Genomic DNA, 17,405 nt, shown 5'->3' with positions numbered 1-17,405 from the left:
GTTGCGCTCTGAAGGTTGGGCGTACCGCGCATGTTGGATAATGGTGAATATGTCCGCCATAAACGAGCACGCATCGCTTACGCCATCTCGCCCCTAGCCTGCTTGCTAAAGGATCGCCATGCGGCCGAACGCGAGCAACAAGCAGGGAGCCGACGGGACGGCATTCTGAAGCAAAATCAGGCGGAATAGAAGCGACTAATTGCCGCAGCCATGTCGCACCCTAAGCCTCTTGGCTGAGCAGACGCTCATACGATTGTAGGAAGTGAGGCAAGACTCGGCAACGACATGCCCTCGGTGGGAATGATGCCCCAGACATAAGCCGCGACCGCCGCCGCGACACCCGCAGCCAGCATCAACCCAAGGCTCCAGCGCAGGATACACCGCACACGCTGCCAGTTATCATCGACACGTACGGCACGCTCCACTTTGGCCTTCAGTTCCGCATAGCGGGCGTACTCGCCATCAGCGCTGATCGAGAAGTCGTTGGCTACGTTGCCGTTCCAATACGGTGCATGACTCAACCCCATGCGCGCGCGCAACAGACCGATGCCTGTCAAGGTGCCATAGAGCTGATCGTATTCACGCTTGCGCGATGCGGTGCGCAAGACATCCTCGGCGTCCGTCTTGACGGCTTGATTTTCGCAGCGCGCAATGGCCCGTGCGATGTCCGCGTCGCTTGCCGACACGCGGATGTCCAGTCGTCGATAAAGATCACGCATGTTGGCGCATCAAATAATCATAGGCGTTCTTGATTCGCTGAAAGCGCAGCGAGGCTGTGACCATCGCCTCCTGACTCTGCGCATGATAGCGATCAGGGTGATATTTTTGAGCCAGACGCCGATAAGCGCGCTTGATGTCGCTCTTCTGGGCGTTTTCCATCAATCCCAGCACGGCCAATGCCCGCTGTGTCTTTTCATTGCCTGTGGCATGCCCCTTGGCGTGCGCACCTTCGCGGGAAAATCCCTCATGGGAAAACCCCTCGCGGCGCCGCTTGTCCTCGTGCGAATACTGACCACCATGCGCCTGCTCACGCTGCCCGGTATTCTCTCGCCGCCAACGCCAGCGACGCCGCCGGGTTTCTTCACGCTCGTCCTTGGCATACTCGCGCTGGCGATAGCGACGCTCATGCCGATGACGATTTCGCGAGCCTTGTGCGTTGCCCTCCTCCCCGTCCGTGCGCTCCCGAGAACTTTCGCCATACGCGCCGTCATGGCCTTGTCGGGAATAATGCCGATGTTCGGCACTCTCGTGTGACCGCCAATAATGTGCGGCACTCGGATCCTCGGGCACCGCCAGCGGATAGCCAGCGACATCCCGGAACAAGACCTCGAACGTCTGGGGCGCTACGCTTAGCAGATCAGCCAGAAAACGCAGCACATGGTGCTGGCCAGCCGCCAATGCCCCTTCATGGGTGGCTACATGAATCGCCTGGCGAAGGAAGGTTTCCCGGCGCGGCCCACGATAATAGCGCTGCAACACTTCTGCCGCGAGCTGCAAGGCTACAAAATCCGGCGCACTCGCCAGCTCGACGACCAACTGATAGCCATGGTCGTGGCGAAAGTCTCCGGTGAGCTCGTCGAGCAAGGCACGTTTGCGGTCGCTCAAGGTATCCTGGCCATCGCTCATCGCCAGCCACGCCAATAACAACAACGCAGCCGTATCGGCCTCGTTACGGCTGCTGAGCAATAAGCGCTCGAAAGGCGTAAAACGCGATGCTGCCATGCCAGCTCCTGGCTTTTGGATTGTTCGTTATCGGTAATCGCCGCGTGACGTGCGAGCATCCTATGGGCATCGGCCGCTTGCTGCATACCTTTAACGGCGACGCCATGACATTAGTCACCCCTTTTTCTAAATCGCCACCTCCGCAGTCGCGCTCAGCCCGTGTCAGATGGCGCATCGCTGACATGACCACTGGCTGTCGTAGCATGCTCGGTCGTCGTCGGCAGAGTCGCGGCCTCGCCAGAAGACGGCTCGAGACTCACACTCATGCGCGGCATGGCGAGCTCCATGCCCAGCTCATCGAAACGCCGCTTGAGTCGCAGGTTGAAAGCCCGCGCGACGTCCCACTGCATGACCGGCGCCGTGCGCATGCGCATACGTAGAATCGCCGCGCCGGCATCGAAACTTTCCACCCCCTGGAGTTCCAGCGACGACCAGATGTAATGCCGCATCATCGAATCGCGACGCAGTTCCTCGGCGACTTCACGCACGATGGCGATCGCCTCGTCGATCTTCATATGATGCGCCACACGGACCCGCATCAGGGCGATACCGAATTCCCGTGAAAAATTCTGGATTCCTTTGATCTGGCTGAAGGGAATCGTATGCACGATGCCATCCAGATCACGCAAGCGCACGGTGCGCAGACTCAATCCCTCGACTGTCCCCATGTGTCCGCTCAGGTCGACGAAATCGTCGATGGCCAGCGAATCCTCGATCAGGATGAAAAGCCCCGTGATCAAGTCCTGAACCAGTGTCTGAGCGCCGAAGCCCACCGCTAGACCGATCACCCCGGCACCGGCCAGCAGCGGCGTGACGTTGACCCCCAAGTTTGCCAGCGCCACGATGATCGCGATAATCACGATGGTGGCGAAGACCACATTGCGAATCAACGGTGTAATGGTTTGCGCCCGCGTGCTCTGCGCGCGTCCGCTGCGAGCGCGCTTGGAGGAGAGCAACGCCCGCTCGATCGCGGTATCGGCAAGAATCCAGACCAGCCACGCCAGCAGCAATGTCATGCCGATACTGATCAGCGATTGCCCGATGCGCTGGCTGATGCCCTCATCCCCACTAAAGGTCAGCAACGACAAACCCCAGACACGCATCGCCAACTCGGCGAAGATCAACCAACTGATCAAGTGCGCCAAGGTATAGCCGAAGCGCATCAAACGCCGACGATACTGTGACTGACGGCGCAGTTTGGAAGGCTGCTCGGCGTGGCGATGAATCAAGCCGTTGACGATCAGGGTCATCACCAATAACCCGGCCGTCACGATGGCCTTGGCGAAAGCACTGCGCGAGTCTCCCTCCGATGTCAGTATCGCCACCAGCGAGACCACCACCATGAGCAGAACCGGCACATGCCACAATGATCCGATCACCTGGATCAACTCACTGCTGGCACGCTTGTCGCGCCGGTAACGATAAGGACGATTGCGAATCAAGTGCTTGACCGGACGCTTGAAACGGATCGTAAATGCCCCCGTCAACAAGGCGGCCGTGACATTGGCCAGCATCGAGACCATTTCCGCCAGCGACGTCCCCAGAGCCAAGCGTAGTTCCGAGGCATTCGAGGCATCGCCCAAGGCGACCAGCACGCCGATGATGAACAGCCAGCGAGCAGCCCGGCGATGCAGAATACGCAAGGCGACGCGACGATGGCCGTTAGCAAACAGCGAGAAGACGACTTCACACACGGCGGTAAAAAGAATCCCGCACAGGGTGATGTAAGCGATTACCATCGCCAGCGTCATCCCCAGCGTGGATATCATGCCATGCACGACGCCCAAGGTAAGGCCAAAGGCGATCCCCCAGGGTAGCAAGCGCCGCAGCATATGGCGTATCAGCATCCAGGTGCTCGGCTCGGCGCTGAGCGTGAGTTGAATGTCCATGCGTTTGGCCAAGCTGCGCCCGCCGAACACCATCAGCGCTGCGCTCCCGCCCCATAATCCCAGCACCCAGACGAAATCGCCAACGAGATGCAGCAGCGACTCCAGCGACGCGACGCGCCGCGTCAGCGTGTCCCCCGCCCGCTCGCCCAGGCGCTGCCAATACTCAAACGGTGTCACGACCTCGCCGGAGTCGCTCAGCGAGGTCAACGAGTCCGCGATGGCCCCCAATAATCCGCGCGGCGACTCTGGCTCGGCGTCGGCATCGACGCCCTCCAGCGAGGCTCGCAACTCACGCAACTGCGTGAGCAATTCATCGCGGCGCTGCTGATCCTCAAGCATCGAGATGACGCTATCCAACGAGGCACGCGCCTGCTCGTTCGATGGCGCCTCATCTTGTGATGCCTGGCTGTTACTACTCCCGGAGAGTGCCGCCAGCGGGGATGCGCTCTGGCCCCACGCACTGCACGAAAACACTAGTAGCACACACAAGAGGACGATTCCTCGGTACCAATGCGTCGCTCCCTTGATCATGCTCACCTCACCTCGTCTTGCCATCATGACAGAGTGCCCTAGCCGGACGCCGCAACCAACCAGTATCCCTGCATAAGCGGCCGCGCACAAAAAAGCCAGGGCGCGAGGCCCTGGCCATAGTCGGTTCAATCAAAGATCAGTGGCTGTTTGCCGGCGGCCCGGACGTTTCCGACGCCTCGTCGTCCTCCTCGTGATGAGAGGATACGCCCCGTTTCTTCTGCAGCCATATCTGCACGTTGGCGATCATGGCGTAGAAGGCCGGCACGAAGAGGCTGGCCAAAACGGCCACCGAGGCCATACCCATCGCTACCGTGGTACCGATATGATGACTATTGGTGTCGTTGGCGCCAGTCGCGATGGCCAGCGGCAAGGTCCCGAAGATGAACGCCAGCGAGGTCATCACGATCGGCCGGAAACGCAGCTCAGAGGCAGTCAATGCGGCATCGCGGATCGACTTGCCGAATTCGCGTCGCTGCAACTCGGCGAACTCGACGATCAGGATGGCGTTCTTGGCCGCCAGCCCGACCACCACCAGCATGCCCACCTGGACATAGACACTGGTGTCCAACCCACGCAACACGATCCCGCCAATGGAGCCAATAAAGGCGAATGGCACCGCTGTGATAACCGCCAGCGGCAATGCCCAGCTCTCGTACTGCGCCGCCAGGATCAAGAAGACCATCAAGATACCGAAGGTAATGGCAATGATCGCAGCATTGCCGGCATTGGCCTCCTGAAAGGATGTGCCTGTCCAGCCCATGCCCCAATCATTGCCGAGCTGTTGCTGAACCACTTCTTGCATCGCGGCGATCGCCTGGCCCGAGCTATAGCCCGGCGCAGGGCCACCCTGGAACTGCGCCGACGGATAGACCCCGAAGCGCGATACCACCGATGCCGCCGACTGACGTTCTAGCGTCACGAACTCGGAAATCGGAATACGCTCACCATCGCCGCCACGCACGAATATCTTGTTCAGATCGTCGGGCGTCTTCCGGAACGTGTCCTCGTTCTGCATGTAAACCTGGAAATTGCGGTTCTGATATGTGAAATAGTTCACGAAACCGCTACCCAGCGTATTCGATAGCGTCGTATTGAGGTCATCGATGGAAACGCCATAACTCAGCGCTTTTTCCTGGTCGATATGCGCTCGATAGGTCGGTACCGAGGCGTCGAAGGTGGTAAATACCTGGGCAAGCTCCGGACGCTTGTTGGCGGCTTGCATGATTTTGCCGGAGGCTTTCATCAACTCCTGGGAGTCGGCCCCGCTATAGGACTGCAGATATCCGGTAAAGCCCCCCGTGGTGGAAAGACCAATGATCGGCGGCATGTTGAAGGCCCTCGCTGTACCACCTTCCAGGCCGGCCGCCGTCTGGTTGATTTCGGCAATAAGGTCCTCGACGGACTTATCGCGTTTCCCCCACGGCTTGAGGGTGACGAACATCACGCCCTTGGCCGTGTTGACCGCGCTGGATAACATGTCATAGCCGGCCACCGTGGTGGAGTACTCCACCGCCGGGTCCTGCTCGATCTTGTTGCTCAGCTTATCCATGTACTCGGTAGTTCGCGCCACGGACGCACCCTGCGGCAAGGTGACACTCGCGATCGCGATCCCCTGATCGGTCTCGGGAATTAGTGTCGACGGATTGGTCTGATACAACCAGTAGGAGAAGCCGATGATCAATGCCGCGAGCACCAGCGTCAGCACCCAGGCCTTGACCAGCAAGCGCACTATCGCCATGTAACCACGCGTCACCCAGTCGAAGAAGCGATCGAACAACCGGAATGGCGTCGAGGCGGCACGCGCGATCTTGGAATCGCCCAACTCTGACTTATGTTTGACGAAAAGCGCACTCATCGCGGGTGTGAAAGTCAACGCCACGATCGCCGAAATGGCCACGGAAATCGCGATGGTCAACGCGAACTGCTGGTAGATTTGGCCCGTGAAGCCCCCCAGGAAGGCCACCGGTATAAACACGGCCGCCATGATGAACGAGGTCGCGATAACAGGGCCGCTGACTTCCTTCATGGCGGTGATGGCCGCCTTGCGTATGGGTATTTCGGGATCTTCCTCCAGTAATCGCTCGACGTTTTCCACCACCAGTATCGCGTCATCGACCACGATGCCGATCGCCAGCACCATGGCAAACAGCGACAACAAGTTGATCGAGAAGCCGAACATGTACAGCCCGGCAAAGGTACCGACCACCGACACCGGCACCACCGACATGGCAATGATGGTAGTACGCCAGTTCTGCAGAAAGATGAACACGATAACCGCGACGATCAGCAGCGCCTCGATGAACGTATGGAACACCGATTCCACCGAGGCATCGATGAATAACGTGGTGTCGTAAGGCACTTCGTACTTGAGCCCCGGCGGGAAACGCTCGGAGAGCTCGTCCATCTTGCTCTTGACGGCCTCGGCGGTTTCCAGAGCATTGGCGCCCGGCTGCTGATTGATCATGATCGGCGTCATGGTGGCGCCGTTCATGTTGGCGTTGACCGAATAGGACGACGCCCCCAGCTCGACACGCGCCACATCACTCAAGCGCAACGCCGATCCATCGTTATTGGTGCGCAGGATGATATCGCGGAATTGGTCCGCATCGGCCAAACGCCCCGGCGCCGTAATGGTATACGTATACGCGCGCGCATCGTCTTGCGGCGCCTGGGCCAAGGCCCCCGCCGGAATTTCGGTGTTCTGCGAGCGAATGGCACTGGCCACCTCGGCCGACGTCATATCGTACTGCGCCAGCTTGTCCGGATTGAGCCAGATACGCATGGCGAACTCGCCGCCCCCCAGCACCTCGGCTGTCCCCACGCCGGGCACCTGACGAAGCTCATTGAGGATATTGAGCGTGGCGTAGTTCTGCATGTAGATGTTGTTGTATTCATCCGTCGGCGACGTCAACGCCACCAACATCAAGATACTGCTAGAACTCAGCTCGACCGTCACGCCTTGCGACTGCACCGACTCGGGCAACTGGGAAAGCGCCTGCTGGACACGGTTATTGACGTTGATCGTGTTGATATCCCCGTCAGTCCCGATGTCGAACGAGACGTTCATCCGCATCGATCCGTTGTCGGCGCTGGTCGAGGTCATGTAGATCATGTCCTCGACCCCGTTGATCGCCTCGGCGATCGGGGCCGCCACGGTCTTCGAGACCGTCTCGGCGTCGGCACCGGGATAGGTCGCTTCCACGGAAACCGTGGGCGGTACCACGCTGGGATATTGCTCGATGGGCAAGACACGCATCGCCATTATCCCGACCACCGTCACGATGATCGAAATAACGGTGGCGAAGACCGGCCGTTTTATGAAGAAGTTGGAAATATTCATCCGTCAGGCTCCACCTTCCTCGTTAGCTTGGCTATCGGCATCGGAGGAGCCTTTCTGCTGGGTCTGGTTTCCAGGTGCAGCCTCGCCTTCTTCGGCACTCGAGAGCGCTTCGACATCACCATCGAACGGCTGAGGATCGATGCTCGCACCGGCGCTGATGTTACCGGGATCGCTGACCACGACGCGGTCTCCCGCCTTGATTCCATCCGTAATGATCATCCACGGACCAGCAGTGTCGCCCAACTGAACGGTTTGTGTAGTCACTTTATTCTCGTCATTGAGCACATAGACCTGTGGGCCCATCAGCCCTTGTGTCACGGCGATTTCGGGCACGGCAAACACATCAAAACGCTTCACGCCATCCAGCTCGACACGCACGAACTGTCCCGGCATGAACATGCCATCGGGATTATCGAAGAAGGCATTCGCCTGCACGGTGCTGGTGCTTTCACTGACACGCGAGCCCAGGAATTCCACACGCCCTTTCAGGGTCTGCCCCGGCAACGCCGGGATCTTCAGCTCGGCGGTGATCGACTCATTGCCCTGTTGCTGGCGCTGACGCCGCAGTTCGAAGGCTTCTTCCTGAGGCAGTTGGAAACGCACTTCGAGAGGATTGAGCGGAGTAATCGTCGCCAGCTCAGTACCGTCGTTGACAAGATTGCCGAGGTTCACCTCGCTCAGGCTGATCATGCCCGATACCGGCGCCTCGACATCGGTGTATTCGAGATCGATACGAGCGCTATCCAATGCCGCCTGCGCCTGGGCGACGCTGGCACGCGCAACCTTGAGATCGGCCTGCGCCTGATCACGTTGCTGCACGCTGACAGAATTCTGCTTGAGCAGACGCTGATAGCGGTCGGCGTTGGTCTGGGCCAGTTCCGCATCGGCCTGCGCGCTTTGCAGATCCGCCTCGCGTTGACGTACTGTCGCTTGATAGGTTTCAGGCTCGATCGTATAGAGACTCTCGCCCTTCTCGACCTGCTGGCCGGGATCGAAATGTCGCTCTTCGAGGTTACCGCTGACGCGGGCCACGACAGTGACTTCATTATCGCTACGCAGCATGGCAGGATAAGATTTGTCGAGCGAAATGTCGCGCTTGGCCATTTCCATGACCTGAGCCTTTTTGGGCGGCGGAGAAGAAGCGTCACTTGACTGCTGCTGGGCATCATCATCGCCGCCGCAGCCCATCAGCAGTACGCCCGCCAGCGCCACGGCCCAAAGGCCCCGGCGCTCGTTCCCTGTCGTGGATACCATCGGTGTTTTACCTTGTTTGATCGAGATCAATGATGGCTAAGACTACACGCATACATACATGAATGTAAATGCCATTCACTTGGGGTATGATGGCTAAAAAGTCTCGCCTCTCGGTGCTCATTCCCCACCGTCTGGCCGGATTCATCAACGAGATCACGCCATGCCCCGCAGAACCAAAGCCGAAGCCGAGGCCACGCGAGAAGCCTTGCTCGATGCTGCCGAAGACGTCTTTCTCGAAAAGGGCGTCTCACGTACCTCGCTCGAACATATCGCGCGTCATGCCGGCATGACGCGAGGCGCCGTGTATTGGCACTTCAAGAACAAAGCCGACCTTTTCCATGCCATGCTCGACCGGGTCAAGATGCCGCTCCAGCAGATCATCGACGACATTACCGCCGAGCGCCAGGCCAAAGGCCCGCTGGATACGCTGCGCCTTGCCACGTTACACGCCTTCGAGATGCTCGAACGCCCACGTTCATGTCGCGTCCACACCATCTTGATGCATCGCTGCGAATTCATCAGCGACATCAACCCAGTGGAGCTGCAGAACCGCCTGGCCTCGGATTGTCGCGAGGTCGTGCGGCGCTGTTTTCAGCAAGCCCACGACGAGGGCCTGCTCATCGACGCAATCGCACCGGACGTCGCCACCCTGATGCTGCACTCAATGATCGGCGGCCTGGTACACGACTGGCTCCGAGCTCCCGATAGTTTCTCGCTGCGCGAAAGCGGCGGCGAGGCAATAGACGGTCTGTTCTACCTCATTACGCGTAGCACCCAACCCTAAGTTATCTGCAAGCGCGCGATGGCCCGCTCGACGCCCGTTCGGTAAGCACCACCGAACAGTAGCAGGTGATTAAGCAGCGGATATAATTGGAACAAGGTCTCGCGACGCTCCCAGTCATCAGGTCGAGCGCCGTCCCAGTAAGCCTCGGAAAACGCCTCGCCCGGGGCGCCGAACAGCGTCAGCATCGCCAGATCGACCTCGGGATAATGATAGTAGACAGCAGGGTCGATGATGGCCGGCCCCTCGGGCGTGGTGAGCACATTGCCGGACCACAGATCGCCATGCACGAGGCTTGGCGGCACGTCCGGCAACCACGTCTCGAGTCGGCCGGCGACATCACCCAGAGCATCCAGCGTCGTGGCGGACAGCAAACCGCGCTCATTACAGGCCTTGCCCAGCGGCATCAGCCGCTGCTCGCGTTGAAACACGCGACCATCATCACAGGGCGTGTTGCGCTGCGCTGTGGGTCCGCAGCGGTTGTCATTCAGCCATCCATGATGCTCGCCGTGAACGGCATGCAACTCGCGCAGACCTGCGCCTAACCCCGCTGCGTCACGCTTGCCACCCGCTGCCAACGCCTCCATGACCAGCCACTCTCCTTCCTGGGCGATCACCGCCGGCACTTTCAACTCCGTGTTCGCCCGGTGCAAGGCGCGCAGACCTTCGGCTTCGGCGGCCAGGGCCTCAGGGTCGTCGCGCTTGACCACCACCGCGCCCTGATCGGTTTCCAGCCAGGCGACCTCGGCGATATCGCCCCCCGCCAAGGCTCGGGGCTCGCCCCGAGCGACAAGATGTTGCGACGCCAGCACGGCCCGCAGCGCTTCCTGCATATCAACCTCCGTCAATCAATACCTCTGGTCTGAACCGAAGCCCTCTTGAACCCGCGGCAAGGCATACTCAACGTTCGTCCGACATGGATGTAGTTGCCGTGTCCGATGCCGTATCGGCTCCCGTTTCCTTGCCTCGGCGCTGCTTCAATTCCTGCTGAAAAAGCGCTTGGAATTCAACAATGGCTTCATGCTCGGTCTTCCTCAAAGTCTCCACATCATGGCGATGAGTATAGGAAGCTGCCAGCAACTGGTTATCGAAGTCGCGGAAGGTGCGCACGGCCTCCAGCGCATTGGAACCGGGATAGCCCAAGCCCTTGAGTACTTCCACGCTCATTTCCATGCTTGAAGCGAATGTCTCGCGCATGACGGTATCAACCCCGATCTCCATCAACTTCCAGGCATGATGACGATTGCGCGCGCGGGCGAAGATTTTGAGCTGCGGGTAGTGGTTGCGCACCATACGCGCGATGGTCAGTGCCGCCTCCTCATCGTCGACAGCGATCACCAGCACCTTGGCTTGCGCGAGACCCGCCGAGCGCAAGACATCGAGGCGCGCAGCATCGGCATAATAGATACGCGACCCGAAGCGGCGAATGAATTCCACTTGGGTAATGTTGGGGTCGAGTGCGGTGAAGTTGATGCCCTGCAACTTGAGCACACGCGCCACCATCTGCCCGAAGCGCCCCAGCCCCGCGATCAGGACCGGCGGCGTCTCATCGCCGAAGTCCTTGTCGTAAGGGCGATTTACTCCGATCCGGCCAGCGAGCCAGTTGCCGCCACGATAGAGGAACGGCGTCAATGCCATGCTCAGCGTTACCGCCGCAATACACAGGCTGGCGATGCGTTGATCGAAAACTCCCGCACTGACCGCTGCACTGAGCAATACGAAATCGAATTCACCGCCTTGAGCGATCACCGTCGCCAAACGCGGGATCTCCTGACGCGGCAATCGCGCCGCCATGCCCACCAGCATTATGACGACTAGCTTGGCCACCAGTAGCCCCAGGGTGATGCCCAGCACCCACCATACGTTGTCGAAGACGAGCGTCAGATTGACCGACATGCCCACGGCGATGAAAAACAGCCCCAGCAGGATGCCCTTGAAGGGCTCGATGTTGGCTTCCAGCTCGTGCCGATAAACCGTATCCGCCAGCATGACGCCCCCCAGGAAGGCCCCCAGCGCCATGGACAGGCCCGCCCATTCCATGACCAGGGCCATGGCCAGGACCAGAAACAGCGCCGCGGCGGTGAACACCTCATGTACACCGCTGCGCGCGATGAGTGCCAGTACGCGCGGAAAGACCAGGCGCCCAAAGACGATCGCGCCGAGCACCATGCCCACGGCCTTGCCGATATCGAGCCACAGCGTCGCTCCGGCGTTGGCGCCCAGATCACCCGCGAATAACGGGAGCAAGGCCAGCAACGGGATGACCGCCAAATCCTGGAAGAGCAGGATGGCAAACGCCGTCTGGCCATGGGGCGTCGCCAAGCGGTGCTGCTCGTTGAGAATCTGCAGAGCGAAGGCCGTGGAAGACAGCGCCAGAATCAACCCCAGCAGCACTGCGAGATCCCATGTCAGGCCCAATGCCAGACCGATGGGAGTCAGCAACACGCCACACCCCAGGAATTGCAAAAGCCCCAGCCCGAACAGCTGCTTGCGCATGCGCCATAGACGCGAGGGTTCCATCTCGAGACCAATGAGGAACAACAACATCACAACGCCAAACTCGGAGAAATGCAGCACCTCTTCAGGATCGGCGATGAAGCCGAGCACGGATGGCCCCAGCAGCAGCCCCACCGCGAGATAGCCCAGTATCGAGCCCAATCCCAAGCGTTGAAACAACGGCACGGCGATGATGGCAGCGCCTAGCAGTACCGCTGCCTCATAGAAAAAATTCATGCGCTAGTCTTCCTCATATGATCCCTCCATGACCACGCCACGGTACGCTCCCGGTGATGGATCCTGTTCATGGCACATGGCGAAACGGTAAGCGCTCGTGACATGCCATTCGATACGCCCCCATGGCCTGACGTTCCTCGACGCAGAACCGTGCGGCCGCCTCCCGAAATCCGGCATGCGGCAAGTAATGCAACGAAGTGCTCAGCTCGGGCGAGAAGCCGCGCAACAACTTGTGCTCACCCTGGGTACCGGGATCGAAGCATTGCAGCCCCTGTTCCAGGCAGTATTCGATGCCTTGGTAATAACATGCTTCGAAGTGTAGACAGTCGGCAACGACTTCACTCCCCCAGTAGCGCCCATACAACGTATCACCGCCTCGCAGATAGAGCGCCGCAGCGACCGGTGTATCACCCTGGCGTACCTGCACCAGCATGAGCGCCTCGCCCATCGTCACGCGCAGCCGGGTAAAGAACGCTTCGCTGAGATAGGGCATCTGCCCACGCTCGAGATAGGTGATGCGATAGCAGCGATAGAAGTGAGCCAACGCCGCAGTATCGATGTCGCTCCCGCTCAGTCGGTGCAGACTCAACCCCTGTTCGGCGACCTTGCGGCGTTCGCGGCGAATCTCCTTGCGCCGTTTCCCCAGCATCGACGCCAGGAAGCCCTCGAAATCGCCGTAACCGGCATCGCGCCATTCGAAACGCACTGCCTCACGTCTCAGCAAGACTGGCCACTGCGCTTGCCACTGCTCAATCTCTTGCTCATCGGCAAACAGCAAATGCCAACCCGACAAGTCGTCGCCCCACTCCTCGAAAAAAGCCGCCACCGTTTGTATGGCCTGGGCGGACGAGATGTCGGGTGCCACGGTCAGGCGCGGCCCGACGGCAGGCGTGAAGGGAATGGCACTCAATCGCTTGGGATAATACCGGCCACCGGCACGCTCCCAGGCGTCGGCCCAGCTCCAGTCGAAGACGTACTCGCCAAAGGAATGCATCTTGAGATAGTGCGGCAGCACGCCCACCAAGCGTTCATCCTGCCACAGCGAGAGGTGACGCGGCACCCAGCCACTCTCGGTATCCACACAGCCGGTGCTTTCCAGGGCATCCAGGAACTCGTGCCGCAAGAAAGGGTAGCGCTTACCCACCAACGCATTCCATGTTTCGAGCGGAACATCGGCAACGCGCGTCAGTTCCCGTACCGTCAAGCCCATCGCTACGCCTCCCGAAGCGGATTCCCGAATATCACGGCTCATGCTAGGGTGAAATCAACTCATTTCTGGAGCAAGCGATGCCCCGCGACACGTCCGTGCCATCCACGCCACCACAAACGCCACAGTTCAACACCATGGCTATCGTCGCCTTTGCGCTCAGTGTGCTGGGTATTTTCGTGCTGCCTAGCGTACTGGGTGGCGTCGTCTGCGGCCATCTGGCACGCCGACAGATCCGTCGAACGAATGAACAAGGCGACGCCTGGGCACTAGCGGCACTCATCCTCGGCTATCTGCTGATCCTGCTGTCGATCGCGGGCTTGTTATTGTTCGGCGGCTTCATGATCACCATGTTCGGTGTCATGGCCTTCATGTAAGGACTTCACCAGCCGACGCACAGCCCGGCGGCAGTGGTGCCCATCGTATAGCTGCGCTAAGCTGGCACCCCCGTTTCGGAACCTCGCCGTATAGGATGCACGATGCTGGATTCGCTCCTCGACAACGACTTTTACAAGTTCACCATGCAAAGCGCGGTCATCAAGCGCTTTCCTTATGCGCGAGCTCGCTATGCGTTCATCAACCGGGGAGACCACACCTTCCCTCCCGGCTTTGCCGAGCGACTACGCGAGGCAGTGGACGCCATGGCGAATCTGTCGCTGACCCTCGAGGAAAAGCGCTACCTGGAACGCACTTGCCCCTATCTCGACCCGACTTATCTCGACTTCCTCTCGGGGTTTCATTACAACCCCGAGGAAGTCGAAATCGTACAGCAGGGCGGACACTTCACGTTGCGCATCGAGGGACTCTGGTATCGCACCATTCTCTGGGAAGTCCCGCTGATGGCGCTGATCAGCGAGATCTGGTATCAAATGGGCGACGGTCAGCGCGACTCGGATGCGCTCATCGATACCCGCACCCGCGACAAGATCGAACACTACAAGCGTCTAGGTCTCAAGATCGCCGAATTCGGCACCCGTCGGCGCTATTCCTATAGCGTCCACGACCGTGTCGTGGCGTCACTATGCCACCACGGTGGCGATACCTTTTCCGGCTCGAGCAACGTGCACCTGGCCATGCGGCATGGCGTCAAACCAATCGGCACGCATGCCCACGAGTGGTTCATGTTTCACGGTGCGCGCTTCGGCTTCAAGATGGCCAACAGCCTGGCCCTGGAGCATTGGGTAGATGTCTATCGCGGCGATCTGGGCATCGCGCTGACCGACACTTTCACCTCGGCTACCTTCTTCGACAGCTTCGACAAGAAATTCGCCAAACTCTTCGATGGCGTGCGTCACGATAGCGGCGACCCACTCGAGTTCGCGGCCGCCACCATCGCGCATTACGAACGCATGGGCATCGACCCGCGCACCAAGACCATCATCTTTTCCGATGCCCTGACCCCCGAGCGCGTGGAGCGTATCGACAACTTCTGTCGTGGACGCATCACCACCGCGTTCGGCATCGGCACCAACTTCACCAATGATGTCGGTGTCACGCCAATGAACATGGTCATCAAGATGACCGAGGCACGCCCAGAGGGGCAACACTGGATCCCGGTGATCAAGCTCTCCGACGTTCCCGACAAAAATACCGGCGACGCCGACATGATCGAACTCGCCAAGCGCGTTCTGGCCCTCTCCCGGCGCGCCTGATTCGGCGGCAATCTGGAGGCGCGACAAGGCGCCGCCAGATTGCATGTCAGTCCTTGTTGAGAGCGCGGTCCAGCGCCACCAGGGCCGATTGCCAAGAGGCCGCATCGGCGGCGGCATCATAACCCAACGGTAGATCGAACTCGTCGGCCTGAGCATCGGACCCCGGATTGCTGAAACCATGCTTGGCGCCTGGGTACTGCACCACGCGCACCTCGGCGCCCTGATCGCTTAGGGTCTGTGCCATCGACTCCAGCGCATCCGCCTCGACCAGGCCGTCGGCCTCGCCATTGTGAATCTGCACGATGCCATCGAAGGGCTGCGGATCGGAGACCGCTTGAGTGGGACTGCCATGGAAACTGATCGCCGCCTCGATGGGCATGCCCGCCAGTGCCATGTTCATCACCACGCCACCACCAAAGCAATACCCCATCGCCGCCATGCGATCGCCACGCACATAGGACTGTTCCCGCAGCTTGGTCATGGCTGCCTCGAGGCTCGCACGCGCCGTGGGCCAATCGCTCATCACTCGCTGGGAAAATGCCTTGGCGTCCTGCGGATGCGCCGCTGTCTTGCCCTTGCCATACATATCAACCGCCAGGGCGACGAAGCCCAAGGCCGCCAACTGATCGGCGCGTGACTTGGCGTAATCGTTGAGGCCCCACCATTCGTGCACCAACAACACCGCTGGGCGCGGCTCCTCGTCATTGACGTTGCGTGCCAGATACCCTTGATACGTTTCTCCACCAGTGGAGTATTCGAACGTCTCGCCGACGACCTTCGGGCCTTCCACAGTCTCCGCCCAGGCACCGAGACTCAGCATGCTCAGCAAACAAGCCAGCAGAATTCGCATCATGTTCTTCTCCTTGATTCTTACGCCGTGTCCGGCTAACGCGCGGCGATGCGGCATACGAGGTAGGGTAATGGCATAACGTGTCATATGGGTTGCGGTGGCGCCTGATGCACGCGGTTACGGCCGTTGTGCTTGGCGGCATAGAGCCCCATGTCGGCACGGTGTAGCAGCGACTCCCCCCCCTCGCGGGATTGGCGCTCCGCCACGCCGAAACTTACCGAGAAGCTCAGCCATTCGCCATGAAATTCGACCCGCACGCTTTCGAATTTCTTGCGCAGTCGTTCAGCCAGCAACGCCGCGTCGTTCAGCGACTGACCGGCCAGCATCAACGAGAATTCTTCCCCGCCGATACGTCCGAACACATCGTGATCGCGCAACGCAGTGCGGCATATCTCGCCCACGCAGGCCAACACCAGATCGCCGGCCGCATGCCCCCAAGTGTCGTTGATCGTCTTGAAATGGTCGATATCGAAAATCACCAGGGACACACGCTGGGAAACATGATCGGCGGCTTCCAGGCCGCTACGCAAGCAATTCAAGTAGGCGTCACGATTGAGCGCCCCGGTGAGGCTATCTGTTGTCGAAAGCTCATGCAGACGATGTTCGCGATGCTTGCGATCGGTAATATCCCGAGCCACCGCGAGGATCCATTCGTAGCATTCACTGGCAGGATTCAAATAGGGCGAGCAGCAGGTCTCCAGCCACACATAATGGCCTAGCCGGTGACGCATGCGGAGCTCCATGCGCAACGGCTTACCATGACGCGAGGCATCGTGAATCAGACGCTGCACGCGCGGCGCATCGTCCGGCGGCAACAACTCCAGCAGTCCGCAATCGTGCAGGGATTCAGGGCGATGCCCGAGCAGACCGCGTACCGACGGCGACGCAAAGCGGCATTCCCCATCAGCATCCATCAACAAGATGGCATCGCTGACATGCTCGACGATAAAGCGATAACGGCGCTCGCTATCGGCCAGTTCCTCAAGACGGGTCAGCGCCACCTGCGTCTCGCTGATATCGGCCAAGGAACCGATCAACTCGATGACATCGCCCATGGCGTCACGCTGTACCGCGATATCGTCTTGCATGTAACGAACATGCCCCTCGGCACACGCAATGCGGTAATACAGCCGAATACGCGACTTACCCGCCGCCAGCCCCGCGAACAGACGTGCCTCGACTTCCTGGGCATCGCGCACATGCTCCAACCACAAAGCGGGGGTAGACTGGAGTTGAGCCCGCGTGGCGCCGATCAGCGTCGCGAGATTATAGCTGACGTAGTGCAGATCGTTGCGCCACCAGCCGGGGCCGGTCGCATATAGGATGGCGGGAGAGTCCTCCAGCAATGCATCGCAATCGCTGGGTAGCGTGGAGAAACCCTTCGCGGCCGATATATCCATAATGAGTCATCGCCCCACTTCACAGGCTTCGTGACGAATTCACACG

At 59.9% G+C, this 17,405-nt stretch carries 13 protein-coding genes; 3 read left to right on the top strand and 10 right to left on the bottom strand.

Features of this window, described 5'->3' with window-relative positions:
- Positions 1–245 precede the first annotated feature (245 nt).
- The 5 genes from OP496_RS08380 to OP496_RS08360 form a co-directional block, all read right to left on the bottom strand.
- Positions 246–719, bottom strand: coding sequence for a hypothetical protein (locus OP496_RS08380; RefSeq protein WP_280563116.1), 474 nt, complete (start codon positions 717–719; stop codon positions 246–248).
- Complete coding sequence (locus OP496_RS08375; RefSeq protein WP_280563115.1) at positions 712–1,722, bottom strand: J domain-containing protein; 1,011 nt, start codon at positions 1,720–1,722, stop codon at positions 712–714. The genes OP496_RS08380 and OP496_RS08375 overlap by 8 nt, the downstream gene beginning before the upstream one ends.
- Positions 1,723–1,874: 152 nt before the next feature.
- Complete coding sequence (locus OP496_RS08370; protein ID WP_280563114.1) at positions 1,875–4,169, bottom strand: mechanosensitive ion channel family protein; 2,295 nt, start codon at positions 4,167–4,169, stop codon at positions 1,875–1,877.
- A gap of 109 nt (positions 4,170–4,278) precedes the next feature.
- Positions 4,279–7,482, bottom strand: a complete 3,204-nt coding sequence (locus tag OP496_RS08365; protein ID WP_280563113.1) for a multidrug efflux RND transporter permease subunit — start codon at positions 7,480–7,482, stop codon at positions 4,279–4,281.
- Between the two features lie 3 nt (positions 7,483–7,485).
- Positions 7,486–8,736, bottom strand: coding sequence for an efflux RND transporter periplasmic adaptor subunit (locus OP496_RS08360; protein WP_280563111.1), 1,251 nt, complete (start codon positions 8,734–8,736; stop codon positions 7,486–7,488).
- Between the two features lie 160 nt (positions 8,737–8,896).
- On the opposite strand from OP496_RS08360, the gene OP496_RS08355 reads away from it, so the two are divergent.
- Entirely contained in the window at positions 8,897–9,520 is a 624-nt protein-coding gene (locus OP496_RS08355) for a TetR family transcriptional regulator (protein WP_280563109.1), read from the top strand.
- On the opposite strand, the gene OP496_RS08350 is transcribed toward OP496_RS08355, so the two are convergent.
- The 3 genes from OP496_RS08350 to OP496_RS08340 all read right to left on the bottom strand — a co-directional run bounded on the left by OP496_RS08350 (position 9,517) and on the right by OP496_RS08340 (position 13,460).
- Positions 9,517–10,350 carry a fructosamine kinase family protein gene (locus tag OP496_RS08350; protein ID WP_280563108.1) on the bottom strand — a complete coding sequence of 278 codons (834 nt, stop codon included), beginning with the start codon at positions 10,348–10,350 and terminating at the stop codon, positions 9,517–9,519. The two genes, OP496_RS08355 and OP496_RS08350, sit on opposite strands and share 4 nt — an antisense overlap.
- 67 nt (positions 10,351–10,417) lie before the next feature.
- On the bottom strand, positions 10,418–12,250 hold the full coding sequence (locus OP496_RS08345) for a monovalent cation:proton antiporter-2 (CPA2) family protein (protein ID WP_280563107.1): 1,833 nt from the start codon (positions 12,248–12,250) through the stop codon (positions 10,418–10,420).
- A gap of 67 nt (positions 12,251–12,317) precedes the next feature.
- Positions 12,318–13,460 (bottom strand): GNAT family N-acetyltransferase, encoded by a 1,143-nt coding sequence (locus OP496_RS08340; protein WP_280563137.1) that lies wholly within the window; start codon positions 13,458–13,460, stop codon positions 12,318–12,320.
- A gap of 77 nt (positions 13,461–13,537) precedes the next feature.
- Between OP496_RS08340 and OP496_RS08335 the strand changes: the two genes are divergently transcribed.
- A complete protein-coding gene (locus OP496_RS08335; protein ID WP_280563105.1) occupies positions 13,538–13,834 on the top strand; it encodes a DUF4190 domain-containing protein in 297 nt (98 codons plus the stop codon).
- A gap of 102 nt (positions 13,835–13,936) precedes the next feature.
- Complete coding sequence (gene pncB, locus OP496_RS08330; protein ID WP_280563104.1) at positions 13,937–15,109, top strand: nicotinate phosphoribosyltransferase; 1,173 nt, start codon at positions 13,937–13,939, stop codon at positions 15,107–15,109.
- 46 nt (positions 15,110–15,155) lie between these two features.
- Here the strand turns inward: pncB and OP496_RS08325 are convergent, their stop codons facing one another.
- A complete protein-coding gene (locus OP496_RS08325) occupies positions 15,156–15,962 on the bottom strand; it encodes a dienelactone hydrolase family protein (RefSeq protein ID WP_280563103.1) in 807 nt (268 codons plus the stop codon).
- 80 nt (positions 15,963–16,042) lie between these two features.
- Entirely contained in the window at positions 16,043–17,359 is a 1,317-nt protein-coding gene (locus tag OP496_RS08320) for a sensor domain-containing diguanylate cyclase (protein WP_280563101.1), read from the bottom strand.
- Positions 17,360–17,405: the final 46 nt, after the last annotated feature.

Origin of the sequence: Chromohalobacter sp. 48-RD10, from assembly GCF_029889785.1 — a bacterium.
Taxonomy (GTDB): domain Bacteria; phylum Pseudomonadota; class Gammaproteobacteria; order Pseudomonadales; family Halomonadaceae; genus Chromohalobacter.
Note: the sequence above shows the minus strand (reverse complement) of the source record. Positions and strands in the feature narration are given on the sequence as shown.

Bases quoted from the DNA above. Each gene is read 5' to 3' on its own strand.
- OP496_RS08350 (WP_280563108.1), bottom strand. From the start codon at position 10,350: ATGCAGGAAGCGCTGCGGGCCGTGCTGGCGTCGCAACATCTTGTCGCT.
- OP496_RS08375 (WP_280563115.1), bottom strand. From the start codon at position 1,722: ATGGCAGCATCGCGTTTTACGCCTTTCGAGCGCTTATTGCTCAGCAGC.
- OP496_RS08345 (WP_280563107.1), bottom strand. From the start codon at position 12,250: ATGAATTTTTTCTATGAGGCAGCGGTACTGCTAGGCGCTGCCATCATC.
- pncB (WP_280563104.1), top strand. From the start codon at position 13,937: ATGCTGGATTCGCTCCTCGACAACGACTTTTACAAGTTCACCATGCAA.
- OP496_RS08365 (WP_280563113.1), bottom strand. From the start codon at position 7,482: ATGAATATTTCCAACTTCTTCATAAAACGGCCGGTCTTCGCCACCGTT.
- OP496_RS08360 (WP_280563111.1), bottom strand. From the start codon at position 8,736: ATGGTATCCACGACAGGGAACGAGCGCCGGGGCCTTTGGGCCGTGGCG.
- OP496_RS08355 (WP_280563109.1), top strand. From the start codon at position 8,897: ATGCCCCGCAGAACCAAAGCCGAAGCCGAGGCCACGCGAGAAGCCTTG.
- OP496_RS08325 (WP_280563103.1), bottom strand. From the start codon at position 15,962: ATGATGCGAATTCTGCTGGCTTGTTTGCTGAGCATGCTGAGTCTCGGT.
- OP496_RS08320 (WP_280563101.1), bottom strand. From the start codon at position 17,359: ATGGATATATCGGCCGCGAAGGGTTTCTCCACGCTACCCAGCGATTGC.
- OP496_RS08340 (WP_280563137.1), bottom strand. From the start codon at position 13,460: ATGGGCTTGACGGTACGGGAACTGACGCGCGTTGCCGATGTTCCGCTC.
- OP496_RS08370 (WP_280563114.1), bottom strand. From the start codon at position 4,169: ATGATGGCAAGACGAGGTGAGGTGAGCATGATCAAGGGAGCGACGCAT.
- OP496_RS08380 (WP_280563116.1), bottom strand. From the start codon at position 719: ATGCGTGATCTTTATCGACGACTGGACATCCGCGTGTCGGCAAGCGAC.
- OP496_RS08335 (WP_280563105.1), top strand. From the start codon at position 13,538: ATGCCCCGCGACACGTCCGTGCCATCCACGCCACCACAAACGCCACAG.